Source organism: Microbacterium karelineae, from assembly GCF_009745985.1.
Classification (GTDB): domain Bacteria; phylum Actinomycetota; class Actinomycetes; order Actinomycetales; family Microbacteriaceae; genus Microbacterium; species Microbacterium karelineae.
This window is the reverse complement of the sequence record NZ_WFIX01000171.1, coordinates 215,030-232,255: the sequence shown is the minus strand read 5'-3', so window position 1 is coordinate 232,255 and position 17,226 is coordinate 215,030. Positions and strand designations below refer to the sequence as shown.

Here is a 17,226-nt window from a genome sequence, read left to right as displayed (position 1 = left end):
GGTCTACTTAGGTAATGCTTACCTTACTCGCTCCGATGTGCGCGGCATCGCGCTTCCGGATCGCCCACCACACGCATGCGGACCCTCACGGGCCCGGAAGGGACGACTGTGACCGCGACCTCCCTCGACCTCCTCCCGCTGACGGCGGCACAGCGCGGCATCTGGAACGCGCAGCGCCTCGACCCCGAATCGGGCTACTACGTGGTCGGCGAGGTGCTCGAGATCGACGCGCCGGGAGAGATCGACGCGCCGGGAGAGATCGATGCGTCGGGAGAGATCGACGGCCCGGGAGAGATCGATGTCGACGCGCTTCAGGCGGCGATCCGCGGCATGATCGGCGACGCCGAGACGATGCGGCTGAGGTTCGTCGAGACGGCGGACGGCCCCGCGCAGTACGTGAGCGACGAGATCCCCGAGCTGCCGCCCATCGTCGACCTGCGCGGCGAGGCGGATCCCGAGCTCATCGCCCGCGCGATGGTCGACGCGGAGCGCGTACGGATGGCGGCCGACTGCCGCGGGATGACCGAGCGGCCCCTCTCGGTGCACCGCCTCGTCCGCCTCGCGCCCGGCCGCATCTGGTGCATCCAGCTCGCCCACCACCTCCTCATCGACGGCTACAGCACGGCCCTCATGACGCGCCGGGTCGCGGCGCGGTACACGGCGCTGCGGCGCGGCACGGCGCCGCCCGAGTCGGGCTTCTCGACGATGGCGGACATCGTCTCCGCCGATGCCGCCTACGCCGCGTCGGGGCGACGCGAAGAGGACCGCGCATGGTGGCGCGAGCGCCTCACGCCGCTCCCCGCGCCGATGATCGAGGCGCGGGAGCCGGCAGGGGGCGGCGCGCGGATCCGGACCGTCGCGGCGCGCGAGACGCTGGACGCCGCCGCCTTCGCGCGCCTGAAGGACGCCGCGCGCGCCCTCGGCACGAGCTGGGGCGATGTCGTATTCGCCGCCTACGCCGCCTTCCTGCACCGGACGACGGGCCGCACGGACATCGTCATCGCGACGCCCCTCATGGCCCGCGAGGGGCGGGCCGCACTGAAGACGCCCGCGATGGCGGTCAACGTGCTGCCGCTCGTGCTCGCCGTGCGCCCCGAGGACACGATCGCGGGCCTCTCACGCCGCACCGCCGACGCGCTGCGCGAACTGCGGAGCCATCAGATGTACCGCGGCGAGGATCTGCCGCGCGAGGTGGATCCCGCCGTCGCCGGGCTGCTGCACGGCGCCGGCATCAACCTCAAGGCGTTCGACGTCGCGCTCGACTTCGACGGCGCGCGCGGCATGCTGCGCAATGTGGCGGGCGGGCCGCCGGAGGACCTCGGCCTCGCCGTCACGCCGCAGCCGGACGGAGGCCTGCTGTTCGGCATCGAGGCCGACGCGCGCACCAATACGCGCGAGGAGGTCGAGGTGCGCCTCGCCGGCTTCCGCAGGATCCTCGACGCGTTCCTCGCGGACGCCGGCGCGCCGATCGGGAGCCTCAGTCTGCGCGCCGCGGGTGAGGACGCGCGGGTCATCGCCGCGCGCCGATCGCCGGGACCCGCCGCGGATCCGGTCGACCCGCTCGCGCTCCTCGCGGGGATCGACGACCGCGTGCTCGTCGTCGGCGACGACGGCGAGCTCACGGCGCCCGACCTGCGCCGCGCCGTCGCGGAGCGCGCGGCGGCGCTCGCCGCGCGCGGGGTCGGGCCGGAGACGCTCGTCGCGGTCGCAGGCCGGCGCTCGGCGGACCTCGTCGTGACGCTCCTCGCGGTGTGGGCGGCGGGTGCCGCCTTCGTCGTGCTCGATCCCGAGCACGGCGTCGAGCGGGCGCGCGCGATCCTCGCGCAGTCGGCGCCCGCGCTCGTCGTCGCGCGCCCTGAGGAGGCGGCACCGCTCGGCATCGACGCCGTCGCCCCCGACGAGCTCCGCGGCGCGGGCGAGCTCGAGGCGAGCGAACCGGATCCCGGCCAGCTCGCGTATGTCGTGTTCACCTCGGGATCCACGGGCCGCCCGAAGGGCGTGCAGGTCTCGCGGGGCGCGGTGGCGCACCTGCTCGCGCACCACCGCGACCGCACGCACCCCGCCGCCCTCCGGCGGGCGGGGCGCGACGCCCTGCGCGTCGCCCACACCGCCTCCTTCGCCTTCGACGCGTCGATCGACCAGCTGCTGTGGCTGTTCGGCGGCCACACGGTGCGGGTCTACGACGACGCCGCGTGCCGTGACGCCCTCGCCCTCGCCGATGCCGTGCGCGCCGACGGCATCGACGTGTTCGACACGACCCCGACGATGGCCGCCGCGCTGCTCGACGCGGGGCTCTTCGAGCACGGCCCCACGACGGTCGTCCTCGGCGGCGAGGCCGCCTCCCCGCACGTGTGGCGCGCCCTCCGCGCGGCGGGCGTCGGGGCGATCAACCTCTACGGCCCCACCGAGGCGACGGTCGATGCCCTCGGAACCGACCCCGCGGATCCGCCCGCGCTCGCCGACGCCGCCGACGCCGTGCCGATCGGCGACCCCCTCGGATCCGTGCGCGCCTACGTCCTCGACGCCGCCCTCGCGCCGGTCGCGGACGGCCAGCCGGGCGAGCTGTTCCTCGCCGGCCCGCAGCTCGCGCGCGGCTACCTCGGCGCCCCCGCTCTGACAGCCGAGCGCTTCGTCGCCGACCCGTGGGGCCCGCCCGGCGCGCGCATGTACCGCACGGGCGACATCGTCCGGTGGAGCCCCGAGACGGGCTGCGTCTTCGCGGGGCGGACGGACGACCAGGTCAAGGTGCGCGGGCACCGGGTCGAGCTCGGCGAGGTCGAGGCGCTTCTCGCCGCGGCACCCGGCGTCGCGGCGTCGGCGGCGGCCCTCCGGGAGGATCCGCGCGTGCGCCTCATCGGGTACGTCGTGCCCGCCACGGGCGCGGCGCTCGACGCGCGTGGCGTGCGCGCGCACCTCGCCGCCATCGCCCCCGACCACCTCGTGCCCGCCGACGTCGTCGTGCTCGACGAGCTGCCGCGCACGGTCAACGGGAAGATCGACCGCGGATCCCTGCCGGCTCCCGCGCGTGCGGCCGCGGCGATCGAGGAGCGCACGGACGCCGAACGCGCGTTCGCCGATGCGGTCGCGGGCGCCCTCGGATCCGGATCCGACGAGATCGCCCTCGACGACGACTTCTTCACCCTGGGCGGCGACAGCATCACGGCGATCGGGGCGAGCATCCGCCTCCGCCGTGCCGGGTGGGAGGCGCCCCCGCGCGAGCTCCTCTCGCGGCGCCCGCTGCGCGCGCTCGCCGCGTCGGCGCGCGCCGTGGCGGCGACCGCGGACGCGGCCGAGGACCTCGCGGTGGGCGAGGTCGCCGCACCGCCGATCCTGCGCTCCCTTCTCGCGCAGAACCCGGATCCGCGCGCGATCGCCGCCTACGCGCAGTGGACCGTCGTCGGACTGCCCGACCCGCCGCACGACTCGGCGCTGCGTGCGGCCGTCGCGGCGATCCTCGATCGCCACGACGCGCTGCGCCTCATCCTGCGCGGCGGCGAGGCGCCGACCGCGATCGTGCGCCAGCCGGGATCCGTCTCAGCGGACGAGGTCGTGGTGGCCCGCGAGGGGGTGCACGCTGCGCGGATCGCGACGACGGATCCCACGATCCGCGCCGTCGCGGAGGAGCTCGCGGGCGGCCTCGACCCGTGGCGCGGGCACACGATCCGCATCGCGCTCCTGCGCGGTGGGCGGCCGGGCGGCGGCGACGCGCTCGTCGTCGTCGCACACCACGCGGTCGTCGACGCCGTGTCGTGGCGCGCGCTGCTCGCCGATCTCGGCGCCGCCCTCCGGCAGGGTGAGGCGTGGCGCCCACCGGCTCCGGGGGGTTCCTGGCGCTCGCACGCCGCGCACCTCGCGGCGCTCGCGGAGGCGGGCGCGCACCGGGCGGAGATCGGATTCTGGCGCGATGTCGTGGGCACCGAGGATCCGCTCGGCTCGCGCGCGCTCGACGCGCGCGACACCGTCGCGACCGCCCGGCGCGAGGTCACGGCGGTGCCCGTCGCCGTCACACGGACCCTGCTGCGCGAGGTGACGGATCGCTACGCGATGACGGCGACCGAGGTGCTGCTCGCCGCGGCCACCGCGGCGCTGCGGCGGTTCGACGCGCGACGCGGGCGCGAGGGATCCCCGCGGTCGCTCCTGCTCGAATCGCACGGGCGCGAGCTCGACGCGGCGGGCCGCGACCACTCCGAGACCGTCGGATGGTTCACCCGCGAATACGCCGTGCGCGTGCCGGATCCGGTCGCCGATCCCGCCGCGCACACATCGGGCGGGGAGGCCGCCGGACGCCTGCTGCGCGCCGCGAAGGAGGCGCACCGCGCTCTGCCCGCCGACGGGGTCGGGTACGCCGTGCTGCGCCACCTCGACCCGGGGGCGCGGATCGGCGCGCCCGACGTCGTCCTCAACTACCTCGGCCGCGTCGCGGAAGGCGCCCCGTCCGGTGGTGTGGAGGCGCCGGAGGGGGAGCCCTTCGCGGTCGTCGAGCCGGCGCGGAAGCGGCTCGGCGAGGCGCTCGCCCTCAACGTGTTCCTGCGTGACGGCGACACCGGTGAGGAGCTGGCGTGCGAGTGGATCGCCGCGGGCGGGGTGCTCTCGGGCGACGACCTCGCTGAGCTGCAGGCGATGTGGATCGACGCGCTCGCGGCTCTCGCCGCGCACGCGCGCCGCAGCGAGGGCGGGCTCACGCCGAGCGATGCGGACGCGGGGCTGGTCGTGACGCAGGGCGAGATCGATGCGCTCGAGGCCCGCCACGGCGCGCTCGAGCGGATCATGCCCCTCTCGCCGCTGCAGGAAGGGCTGCTGTTCCGCGCGCTGGCCGATGGGTCCGCCGATGCGTACGGTCTGGCCGTGCGCCTCGACCTGACGGGGCCCGTCTCCGCGGACGCGGTCGCCGCGGCGTTCCGCGCCGTGCTGCGCCGTCACGCGAACCTGCGTGCGGGCTTCGACGCGGCGGCCGCCGAGGCGCCGCTCGCGTTCGTGCCCCGTTCGGGGGAACCGGAGTGGGATGCCGTCGATCTCCGCGACCTGCCCCGCGAGGCCGCAGAGCGCGCCGCCGACGAGCTGCAGTGCGAGCTCGCCGAGACGCCGTGGGACGTCGCCCGGCCGCCGTTGCACCGGATGCGCGTCATCGCGATGCCGGCGGACGACGACGGCACCGCGCGCACGCGCGTGATCCTCGCCACGCACCATCTGCTGACCGACGGGTGGTCGACGCCCATCGTGCTGCGCGAGCTGCTGCGGATCCTCAACGACGGGGAGGGATCCCTCGCATCCGCACCCGACTTCGCCGACCACCTGCGCTGGCTCGCGGGCGTCGACCGCGGGGCGGCCGCCGATCGCTGGGCCGCACGCCTCGGCCCGGCGCCGGCACCGGCGACGATCGTCGCACCCCGCGCGGCGCGGGGCGGATCCCGCGCCGTCCCCGTACCGCTCCCGGGCGACCTCTCGGATCGCCTCGCCGCCCGCGCGCGCGAGCTCGGCGTCACGCCGAACATCGCCCTCCGCGCCGCATGGGCGCTGCTCCTGCGCGATGTCACGGGCCGCGACGACGTCGTCTTCGGCGCGACGGTCGCGGGCCGCCCCGTGCATCTGCCGGGCGTCGACGAGATGGTCGGGCTGTTCGCCAACACGGTGCCGGTGCGCGCACGGCTGGCCGGCGCCTCGCGGGGCGAGCTGCTGCGGGCGCTGCAGGACGAGCAGAACGACGCCTCCGACGATGCCGTGCTGGGCCTCGCGGAGATCGAGCGAACGGCGGGCGGCGGAGCCCTGTTCGACTCCCTCGTCGTGTTCGAGAACTTCCCCGCGGGCGCGCTCGCGCAGCCCGAGACCCACGCCGTGCGGCTCGACCGCATGCACAACATCGGCGGCACGCACTTCCCCGTCACCGTCGTCGCGCCGCCGTCAGACGCCTTCGAGGTCCTCCTCGTGGTCGACGCCGGCGCGGTGCCCGACCCGGTCGCGGACGCCTGGGCCCATCGCCTCGGCGAGCTGCTCGCCGACGTCGTCGCGGATCCGGACCTGCCGCTGCCCGCGCGCGAGGCGATCCCGGCCGCGGGCGCCGCCACCGCCGGAGGCGCGCGGACCGGTGGCGCGGCGCCGTCGGCCGCCCGCGCGATGGCGGGCGATGCGTCGCCGGCCGCTGTTCCCGCGGCCCATGCGCAGACGCCCGACGCGTCGCCTGCCGCCGCGGGCGGGATCCCCGGGCCGCGTGTGGCCCGTGACGTGGCGGAGGCGATCGCGGGGGAGCTGGCCGAACTGCTCGGCGCCCCCGGCTACGGCGTCGACGACGACTTCTTCGCCGCGGGCGGGCACTCGCTCGTCGCGATGCGCCTCGTCGGGCGCCTGCGCCGCCGCGGCGTCCGCGTGAACGTGCCGCAGCTGCTCGACGCCCGCACACCCGCGGCGCTCGCCGCCGTCGCCGAGATCGAGGCCGACGCGGACCTGGGGACAGGGACGATGAGCGCTCCCGATCGGCACGGCGCGTCGCCACGCGAGATCGCGCCTGGATCCCTCGGCGCGGCTCCCGGCCGTGCGGCCGGCATCGGCGCCGCCGCGGCGCTGCCGGGCGTCGAACCGTCCGCCGACCGGAAGGGGGCCGCTCCCGCCGCGCCTGCGCACGACGTCTCGGCGGCGCAGCGGCGGCTGTGGTTCCTGCACCGCCTCGAGGGGCCGAGCACGTCCTACGATGTGCCGCTGGCGCTGCGGCTCGAGGGGCCGCTCGACGTCTCCGCTCTTCGCGCCGCGTGGGGCGACATCGTCGCGCACCACGAGGTGCTGCGCACGGCGTATCCCGACGACGGATCCGGCGGGGCGACGACCCGAGTGCTCCCCGTGGATCCCGCGCAGTGGCGCGAGGCCCCGGCGGATGCGCCTATCGCGCCCGTCGACATCCTCGCCGAGGCGCCCGCCCGCGCGATCCTCTCGCCCCTCGGCGTCGATGCGCACCTGCTGCGCATCGTCGTGCACCACATCGCGATCGACGCCTCGTCGTTCGGGCCCCTCCTCGCCGACCTCGACCGCGCCTATCGCGCACGTCTCGCGGGCGCCGCGCCGCGACTTGCGGACCGGCCGACGATGCGCGACCTCGCCCGCGCGGAGCGCGCGACGCCGGAGCGCACGGCCGCCCTCGCGCACTGGCGCGACGCGCTCCATGGCTGCCCCGAGGAGCTCGAGCTGCCCTACGACCGCCCGCGCGGCGCGGTCGCGGACCACGTCGGCATCGCCGTGGAGCGCGACCTCGGCGCCCTGAGCGAGCGGCTCCGGGCCCGGGCGGCCGCGTGGGGCGCGACGCCCCTCGTCCTCACCCAGGCCGCCGTCGCCCTCGCGTGGAACGCGCTCGGGGCCGGATCCGACATCCCGCTCGGGAGCACCGTCTCGCTGCGCGAGGGCGGCGATCTGCCCCTCGACGATGCGATCGGATACCTCGTCAACACCGTCGTCGTGCGCGCCGACCTCTCCGGGCATCCTCGGGTCGAGGACGTCGTGCGGCGCGTGCGCGACGCGCTGCTCGCCGCGTGGGACCACCTCGACGCGCCCTTCGAGCGGGTCGTCGAGCAGGCCACGGCCGACGGGGTCGTCTCACGCGACGCCGCGCGCTCGCCGCTGTTCCAGACCCTCGTGTCGTATGAGGCCGCGCCGGAGCCGTTCGCGCTCGGGCCGCTGACCGCGATCCCGCGGCCGGTCGGATCCGAGACGGCGCGCTTCGACGCGGGCGTCTGGTTCGTGCGCACGGCGCGCGGCGCGTCCCTGCGGCTCGTCGCCGACGGCGCGCTGTTCGACCGCGCGACGGCCGAGCGCATGGCCGATGCGATCGTCGCGGCCCTCGCCGCGATCGCCGACGCCCCCGAGGCGCCCCTCTCCGCGCTGCGCCTCGCGGGCGGAGAGCGCGCCCAGCCTCCCGCGCGCCGGACGCGGCCCGAGAGCGTCGCCGCGCGGATCCTCGACCGTGCGCGGCGCACCCCCGGGCGCGTGGCCGTCGACGATGGCCGCCGGAAGCTCACCTACGGCGAGTTCTCACATCGGGTCGACGCGATCGCGGCGGGCCTCGCCGCCCGCGGCATCGGCGCCGACGACATCGTGGGCGTCGTCGCCGAGCGCGGCGTCGACCTCGTCGCGGCGCTGCTCGGCGTGCTCCGCGCGGGCGCGGCGTACCTGCCGCTCGACCCCGCCTACCCCGCCGACCGGATCGCCGTCATGCTCGACGACGCGCGGCCCTCCGTCGTCCTCACGACGCCCGGCGCGGGCGCCGCTCTGCCCACGGGGATCCTCGCCGTGGACATCGCGCGCCTCGCCGACGACTCCGACCCCGCGGAAGCCCCCGCCGTTCCCGCCGCCGACGACCGGCTCGCGTACGTGATCCACACCTCCGGATCCACGGGGCGCCCCAAGGGCGTCATGGTCACGGCGGCGAACGCCGCCGCGTTCGCCGCGACCGTCGCCGAGCGCGGCTGGGTGCGGGAGGGCGAGACGATCGTCGCCGTCACGACGGTGTCGTTCGACATCGCCTTCCTCGAGCTCGTCGCGCCCCTCGCGATCGGCGCGAGCGTCGTCGTCGCCGACCGGGCGCGCGTGCTCGATCCCGAGGCGCTGCGCGGGATCCTCGCGCTCCACGGCGCCGATGTCCTGCAGGCGACGCCGTCGCTCTGGCGCATGCTGCAGGAGACCGCGGATCCGGGCGACCCCGCCCTCGCGCGCCTGCGCGGCCTCGTCGGCGGAGAGGCGCTCCCGGGCGACCTCGCCGAGGCGCTCGCCGCGGGCCTCGCCGAGACCCATAACGTGTACGGGCCCACCGAGGCGACCGTCTGGGCGACGACCGCCGAGGTCCGCACGGGACGGCCCGTGCGCATCGGCGAGCCGTGGGCGGGCGTCACGGCCCATGTGCTCGATGACGAGCTCCGCGAGGTTCCCGAGGGATGCGAGGGCGAGCTGTACCTCGGCGGCGCGCAGATCGTGCGCGGCTACCTCGGCCGCCCGGCCCTCACCGCCGAGCGATTCGTCGCCGACCCCGCGGATCCGGGTCGCCGGATGTACCGCACGGGCGACCGCGTGCGCGCTCTGCCCGACGGGCTCGCCTTCGTGCGCCGCGTCGACGACCAGGTCAAGGTGCGCGGCTTCCGCATCGAGCTGGGCGAGGTCGAGGCGGCCCTCGCGCAGGCGCCCGGCGTCGCGGCCGTCGCGGCCGTCGTCAGGCCGGATCCGTCGGGATCCGCGCGCCTGCTCGGCTACGTCGTGCCGCGCGACGGCGCCGCCCCCACGCCCACCGAGGTGGCGCGCGCCGCGGGCGAGCGCGTGCCGGACTACATGGTGCCGAGCATCATCACGGTCACCGACCGCATCCCGACGACACTCAACGGCAAGGTCGATCGCCGCGCCCTGCCGGATCCGGTCGTCGCCGCGTCCGCCGTCGCGCCGCGCGGCGCGACGGGCGTCGTCGCGGAGGCGATGGCGGAGGTCCTCGGCGCGCCCGTGCCGGATCCGTCGACGTCGTTCTTCGCGCTCGGCGGCGACAGCATCTCGTCGGTGCGCCTCGTCGCGGCGCTGCGCGCCCGCGGACTGACGATCGCGGTCGCGGACGTATTCGCGGCGCCGAGCGCCGAGCAGATCGCGTCCCGTGCCGTCGCGGCGACCGCAGGCGGCGCCGCGCGCGTCGCGGCGGCCGACCTCGAGCCGACGCCGGACCAGCGCGCGCGGCTCGATGCCTGGATGCCCGGCTGGCGCCGCGTGCTCCCGCTCGCGCCGCTGCAGGAGGGGCTCCTGTTCGAGACCGCGCTCGAGGAGGGCGAGGGGGCCGCGGTCTACAACGTGCAGCACCGCTTCGACGTCGCCCGCGGCACCGCCTTCGACGCGGCCGCGTGGCGGGCGGCGGCCGACGCGCTCGCGCGCCGATACCCGACGCTCACGGCGGGCTTCGGCCACGCCGGCTTCGACGGACCCGTGCAGGTCGTCCCGGGCGATCCGCGGATCCCCCTCCGCGTCGTCGACGTCGCGGGATCCGACGAGGTCGAGCGCGCCGTGGACGACGAGTTCCGCGAGCCCTTCGACCCCGCGCGTCCGCCGCTCATCCGCCTGGCGGCGATCCGCGACGGCGGCCGGCTCGCGAGCCTCGTCCTCACGCAGCACCACATCCTCAGCGATGGATGGTCGCAGACGATCCTGCTCGACGAGCTGTTCCGGCTGCACGCCGCGGCGCGCCGCTGGGGTGCGGCGGACGACGACCCGGCGCTCGCGCGCATCCTCGACGAGGCCGTGCTCGCGCCGCCCGCCGACTTCGCGGATCACGTGCAGGCGGTGCGCTCGCGCGACCAGGCCGCCGCCGCCGAGGCGTGGCGCGAGCACCTCTCGGGGCTCGAGGAGCCGACGCTCCTCGCGGGCGCCGACGCGGGCCGGCCGGTCCCGCCGCGCCGGCACCGCGCGACGCTTCCCGCGGGGCTGTGGCCGCGCGTCGCAGAGGCCGCCTCCGTCGCGGGAGCGACGCCCGCGACGGCCGTGGCGGTCGCCTGGGCCCTCACCCTGCGGGCGGCGACGGGGCGCGACGATGTCGTGTTCGGATCCACCGTCTCGGGCCGCGCGGACGACGTCCCCGGGGGCGACCGCATCGTCGGCCTCGCGCTCAACACCGTGCCGGTGCGGGTCGCGCTCTCGCCGCGCGAGCGCATCGGCGAGGTGCTGCGACGCGCCCACACGGCGCAGGGCGGGCTGATCGCACACCAGCACCTCGGCCTGAGCGAGATCCAACGGATCAGCGGGCATGCGCGGCTCTTCGACACGCTCCTCGTCTTCCGAAACGCACCGCGCGCCGACCTCGGCGAGGGGGGCGTCTTCGCGGCGGCCGGTGTGAGTGAGGCGAGCGCGCGCGACAGCACCCACTATGCGATCACCCTCGATGTCGACCCGGCCGCGCCGGGCGGTGCCGCGATCACGATCGAGAACCGTCCCGACCTCGTCTCGGACGCCGAGGCCGCGCGCCTGATCGACCGCCTCGTCGCCGTCCTGGAGCAGATGACGGCACCAGCGGATCCGGACACGGCGATGGTCGCGGACGCGACGGGGCCGGCGGCGCCGACGCCGCCCGCGTTCGCCCCGGAGCGGGTGCCTGCGCCGGAGCCGGGCGAGCCCGAGGGCAGCGTCGACGCGCTGCTGCGCGGGCTCGCGCGCCGGCATCCCGATCGCACGAGCCTCGTCTGCGGTGAGGAGAGCATCACGGCGCGCCAACTGGACGAGCGCGTCGACGCCCTCGCGCGCCTGCTCGCCGCGCGCGGCTGGGGCGCGGGCGATGTCGTCGGGATCGCCCTCCCGCGCACGGCGGACCACGTCGTGGCGATCTTCGCGGTTCTGCGGGCGGGCGCCGCCTATCTGCCGATCGACCTCGCGTATCCCGCCGCTCGGCGGCGGATGCTCCTCGAGGAGGCGGGCGCGCGCGGCGTCGTGACGTCGCTCGCCGCCGACGCGAGCGCGCCCGGCGTCGAACCGCTGCACCTCGACGACCCCGAGGTCTCCGATGTGCTCACGGGACAGGCCCCGGCACCCGTCGTCGCGGACGCCGCCGTGTCGGGTCCGCGCGACGCGGGGCAGCCCGCGTACCTCATCTTCACCTCCGGATCCACGGGGCGCCCGAAGGGCGTGCAGGTGCCGCACCGCGGGCTGACGACGATGTTCCACAACCACCGGCGCGAGATCTTCGCGCCCGTGATCGCGGAGGCGGGTGGGCGGGTGCTGCGCGTCGCCCACACGGTGTCGTTCTCGTTCGACATGTCGTGGGAGGAGCTGCTGTGGCTTCTCGCGGGCCACGAGGTGCACGTGATCGACGAGACCGCGCGCCTCGATCCGCACGCGCTCGTGCGGCACTACCGCGACATCGGCATCGACGTCGTCAACGTGACGCCCTCGTATGCGCGCGAGCTGCTCGCGGCCGGCCTGCTCGACGGCGAGATCCACCCGTCGCTCGTGCTGCTCGGCGGTGAGGCCGTCCCCGCGGCGCTCTGGCGCCGACTGCGCGAGCAGCCGGGCGTCACGGGGTACGACCTCTACGGGCCCACGGAGTTCACGATCAACGCGATGGGATCGCCGGCCGCCGCGTCCGAGACGCCCTGCCTCGGCCGACCCGTGCAGGGCGCCGTGGCGCGGATCCTCGACTCGGGCCTGCGCGAGGTGCCCGTCGGCGCCGTCGGCGAGCTCTACCTGTCGGGCGACGGCGTCGCCGACGGATACGTGGGCCGCGGCGGTCTCACGGCCTCGGCGTTCGTGGCGGATCCGTACGGCCCTCCGGGCACGCGGGCCTATCGCACGGGCGATCTCGTGCGGCGCCGGGCCGACGGGGAGTGGGAGTACCGCGGCCGCGCCGACCACCAGGTGAAGCTGCGCGGATTCCGGATCGAGCTCGGCGAGGTCGAGGCGGCCGTCGAGGCCTGCGCGGGGGTCGAGCGCGCCGCGGCGCATGTCTGGGACGGCGCCGGCGCGGCGCGGCTCGTCGCGTATGTGCGGGCGGCGGACGGATTCGACGCCGAGGCGGCCCTGCACCGACTGCGTGAGACGCTCCCCGCGCACCTCGTGCCGTCCGCGCTCGTGGTGACCTCTGAGATCCCGCTCACGGTCAACGGCAAGCTCGATCGCGCCGCGCTCCCGGCGCCGCCGCCGCTCGAGGAGGGAGACCCGCCGCGCGACGAGCTCGACCGCACGCTGATCGGCGCGTTCGGGCGCGTGCTGGGGGAGGAGCCCGCGTCGATCGACCACGCGTTCTTCGATCTCGGCGGCGACTCGCTGCGCGTGATGCGCCTCGTCGGCGAGATCCAGCTGGCGACGGGCCGCTTCGCGCCGGCGCCGGAGGTGCTGGCGCGGCCGACCGTGCGCGCGCTCGCCGATTGGATCCGCACGAGCGCCGAGGCCGTCGGCTGAGATCAGGCGCGTGACGGCGCCGGGGGAGCCGTCGACTCACGCCAGACGATGTGCTGGAACCCGTCCGGATGGGTGGGTTCCGGCCCGCCCTGGAGCATGGCGATGAGGCGCTGCATCGAGTAGCCGCCGAGGAGCTCGCGCTCCTGCACGACCGAGGTCAGCGACGGGCGGAGGAAGGCGCTGCTGTCGGCGTCGTCCCATCCCGTGATGCTCATGTCTCCCGGGATGCTCCACCCGCGCGCGGCGGCGGCGCGGATCGCGCCCGTCGCAAGCATGTCGTTGGCCGCGATGACGGCCAGCGGCGCGTCGTCGTCGAGTGCAGCGATCGCGTCGTAGCCGGACTGCGGATCCCAGCTGTCACCCACGACGCCGAGGGACTGCGCGCCGAGCCTGCCGATCGCCGCGAGATACGCATCCGCCCGCGCCACGGCGGTCGGATAGGAGCTCGCGCCGGCGATGTGGAGGAAGCGCCGATGCCCGAGCTGCGCGAGGCCGTCCATCAGGCCGTCGATCGGGCTCGCATCCGTGAGCTCCCCCGAGGCGCGCATGCTGTCGTCGAACTCCGTGAGGGAGAGGATCGCGGGGCTCGTCTCGCCCGTCGCGGGGGCGGATCCGAGCCGGGTGAATGACAGGATCCCCTCGTGCTGGCCGGCATCGATCAGCTCGTGCACGCGCTCCTCCCGTGCCTTCGGGCCGCCCGGCAGGCTCACGAGCTCCACGGAGTAGCCGGCCTGCTCGGCCGTCGTGATGGCGCCCTCGAGCAGCGGCATGGGGTTCATGGCCGTCGCCACGGGGAGCACGACGACGAGTCGGCCCGTCCGGTTGGTGCGCATCGAGCGCGCCGCGAGATTGGGGCGGTAGTTCAGCTCGGCCGCGACCTCCTCGACCCGCCTCCGGGTGGCGTCGGAGACACCGGCCTTGCCGCTCAGAGCGAGCGATACGGACGCCTGGGACACGCCGGCCAGTCGTGCCACGTCGCGGCTCGTCGCCCGCTTCCTCATGCGATTCATCCTTCCCGCTCGGCGCGGTCCGATCCAGGGGTTGACGTCGTCGACCGGCATCTGCATACTACCTTATACGTATTACTAGTACGTATAAGCAATGAGGCCGATCATCGAGGAGGATGCACGGACTATGAGCATCGCTGAGCTGCGGAGCATGTCGCATGCCCGCGCGGGCGGCAGGCGGAGAGGGCGCGGTTCGCGCCCGCCCGCGCCGGACAACCGCGCCGCGCTGGTCTTCCTGGCGCCCTTCATCCTGGGGGCGGCCGCACTGACCCTCGGGCCGATCCTGATGTCGCTGTACCTGTCGTTCACCGACTTCAACCTGCTGCAGGACCCGAACTGGGTGGGTCTGGACAACTACGTCCGGATGATCGGCGACAGTCGGCTGCACCAGTCGCTCCTCGTGACCTTCCTGTACGTCTTCATCGGAGTGCCGCTTCAGCTCGTGGTCGCGCTCGGCCTGGCGGTCATGCTCGACAAGGGCATGCGAGGGCTGCCGTTCTATCGCTCGGCGTTCTATCTGCCGAGCCTGCTCGGCGCCTCGGTGGCCATCGCCATGCTGTGGCGGCTCATCTTCGGCGCCGAAGGGCTGCTCAACGCGGTGCTCGGGCTCATCGGCATCGAGTCGTCGACGAGCTGGATCGGGAGCCCCGAGACCTCGCTCAGCACGATCATCCTGCTGCACGTGTGGATGTTCGGCTCGCCGATGGTGATCTTCCTCGCAGGGCTCCGCCAGATCCCGGCCGAGCTGTACGAGGCCGCAGCGACCGACGGCGCCCCCGCGTGGTGGCGTTTCCGCGCGATCACGCTGCCGCTGCTGACGCCGATCATCTTCTTCAACCTCGTGCTCGCGGTCATCAACTCGTTCTCCGCCTTCACACAGGCGTTCATCGTGTCGGGTGGCACAGGCGGCCCCGCCGACTCGCTCCTCTTCTACACGCTCTACCTCTATCAGGAGGGCTTCGGCTCGTTCCGCATGGGTTACGCCTCGGCGCTCGCCTGGCTCCTCCTCATCATCATCGGGGTGCTCACCGCGGTGAACTTCTGGCTCTCGAAGTACTGGGTGCACTATGACGACTGAACCCACGACCACGCGAACCCTCGTCGCGCCGAAGAAGCGCGGTGCCGGCCCCTATCGCCAGCCGAGCCGATCCCGCTGGGGCACCGCGGCGCGCCAGTCCGTCATGATCGTCATGGTCATCGTGTCGCTCTACCCCGTGCTGTGGATGGTCGTGAGCTCGCTCCGACCGGACGGCGCGATCTTCTCGAACCCGTCGCTTCTGCTGACGACGTTCGAATGGGAGAACTACGCCTACGGATGGACCGCGCTCGGCACGCCATTCGGGCAGTACCTGCTCAATTCGGGGGTGATCGTGCTCGGCTCGATCATCGGAAACCTGTTCAGCTGCTCGCTCGCGGCGTACGCCTTCGCCCGCCTGCGGTTCCGCTTCCAGCGCCCCGCGTTCGCCTACATGCTCATCACTCTCATGCTGCCGATCCACGTCGTGATCGTGCCGCAGTACATCCTGTGGGCGCAGCTGGGGCTGAACGACTCGTTCCTGCCGCTCATCGTCCCGAAGTTCCTCGCGACCGACGCGTTCTTCGTCTTCCTGATGGTGCAGTTCATCCGCGGCCTGCCGAAGGAGCTCGACGAGGCGGCGCGCATCGACGGGGCGGGCCACGGTCGGATCTTCTTCCAGATCCTGCTCCCCCTCATGATGCCGGCGCTCGCGACGACGACGATCTTCACCTTCATCTGGGTGTGGAATGACTTCTTCTCACAGCTCATCTTCCTCACGACCCCCGACAACTACACGGTCCCGATCGCGCTGCGGTCGTTCATCGACGCGCAGTCGTCCTCGTCGTTCGGTGCGATGTTCGCGATGAGCGTCGTGTCGATCATCCCCCTCGTGCTCATCTTCGCGTTCGGGCAGAAGTTCCTCATCAAAGGCATCGCCACAACCGGGCTCAAGTGAGCCCGCCTAACCCAGGAGAATCATGAAGCGCAACATCCTCCGCGCCGGGGCCGGCATCGTCGCCGGATCCCTCGCGCTCGGGCTCGCCGGCTGCGGGCTCGGAACCGGTGGGGACGTCTCCACCGAACTCAGCGACGAACCCGTCACTCTCCGGATGTACTGGTGGGGCGGCGATAACCGCCATCAGCGCACGCAGGAGGTCATCGCGCTCTTCGAGGACGAGCACCCGAACATCACGGTCGAGCCCGAGTTCGCCGACTGGACCGGGTACTGGGAGAAGCTCGCCACCGCGACGGCGGGCAGCAACTCGCCCGACGTCATCCAGATGGATCTGCTGTACCTCGCCGAATACGCGGGCCGCGGATCCCTCACGCCGCTCGACGATCTCGACATCGATCTGGCCGGTATGGAGGACAGCGTGCGCGACATGGGGGCATGGGGCGACGCCCTGTACGCCGTACCGGTTTCGACGTCGAGCCTGACGGTCGCCGTCAACACCGACCTGCTCGACGAGATCGGCGTCGACATGCCCGACGCCGAAGGCTGGACCTACGACGAGTACGAGAGCTGGGCGCTCGAGGTCAGCGAGGCGGCGCCGGACGGCGTCTACGGCGGGTCCGTCATGACGGGCGGCCACATGCTGAGCCTGTTCGCGCGGCAGCACGGAGAGGAGCTGTTCGAAGGCGACACGGTCGCGGTCTCGCCCGAGACGGTCGCGGCCTTCTTCCAGAAGGCCCTCGACATGACGACGAGCGGCGCCGCGGCTCCCGCGTCGGTCTTCGCCGAGACGTCCGGGCTCGCGCTCGACCAGCTGCCGATCTCGACGGGGGCCGTCGTATCCGCTGTCGTATACGCGACGCAGGTGTCGGCCTATACGCAGGCGGCCGACGCGAATCTCGAGCTGCTCGAGCTGCCGACCGAGCCGGACGGGGTCGAGGCCTACGACTACTTCAAGCCGGGCATGTACTGGTCGGCGTCATCGCAGTCGGAGCACCCTGCGGAGGCGGCGCTGCTCATCGACTTCTTCCTCAACGATCCCGAGGCGGTGAAGATCATCGGCACCGAGCGGGGTCTGCCGGCGATGTCGACGACGCTCGAGCTGATCGCCGACGACCTCACGCCCGAAGAGGACAAGGCCGTCGAGTACTCGAACAGCGCGATCCCCCGGCTCGGCGCCGCGCCTGATCCGTACCCGCGCGGGTCCTCGGAGCAGGACGCCGTGATGACTCGGTACATGCAGGAGGTCCTCTTCGAACGGATGAGCCCGGCGGAGGCCGCCGAGGGCGTCATCGCGGAGCTGCAGTCGGCCATCGACGCGGCGAACTGACCACACCCGGCGGTCCCGGCCTGGCGACCGG

5 protein-coding genes are annotated in these 17,226 nt (G+C 74.3%); 4 read left to right on the top strand and 1 reads right to left on the bottom strand.

Annotated elements, in window-relative coordinates:
• Positions 1-108: 108 nt before the first annotated feature.
• Positions 109-12,888 carry a non-ribosomal peptide synthetase gene (locus tag GB932_RS02375; protein ID WP_197517255.1) on the top strand — a complete coding sequence of 4,260 codons (12,780 nt, stop codon included), beginning with the start codon at positions 109-111 and terminating at the stop codon, positions 12,886-12,888.
• Between the two features lie 2 nt (positions 12,889-12,890).
• Here GB932_RS02375 and GB932_RS02370 read toward each other — a convergent pair whose 3' ends face one another.
• Positions 12,891-13,889, bottom strand: coding sequence for a LacI family DNA-binding transcriptional regulator (locus GB932_RS02370; RefSeq protein ID WP_197517254.1), 999 nt, complete (start codon positions 13,887-13,889; stop codon positions 12,891-12,893).
• 133 nt (positions 13,890-14,022) lie between these two features.
• Here GB932_RS02370 and GB932_RS02365 point away from each other — a divergent pair, with 133 nt between their 5' ends.
• Genes GB932_RS02365 through GB932_RS02355 form a run of 3 tightly spaced genes read left to right on the top strand, consistent with a single transcriptional unit; the run spans position 14,023 to position 17,195 of the window.
• A complete protein-coding gene (locus GB932_RS02365; RefSeq protein WP_156759118.1) occupies positions 14,023-14,973 on the top strand; it encodes a carbohydrate ABC transporter permease in 951 nt (316 codons plus the stop codon).
• Positions 14,963-15,868: a carbohydrate ABC transporter permease gene (locus GB932_RS02360; protein ID WP_156759117.1), complete on the top strand. Its 906-nt coding sequence runs from the start codon at positions 14,963-14,965 to the stop codon at positions 15,866-15,868. The genes GB932_RS02365 and GB932_RS02360 overlap by 11 nt, the downstream gene beginning before the upstream one ends.
• 22 nt (positions 15,869-15,890) lie before the next feature.
• On the top strand, positions 15,891-17,195 hold the full coding sequence (locus tag GB932_RS02355) for an ABC transporter substrate-binding protein (protein ID WP_156759116.1): 1,305 nt from the start codon (positions 15,891-15,893) through the stop codon (positions 17,193-17,195).
• The last annotated feature ends 31 nt before the right edge of the window (positions 17,196-17,226 follow it).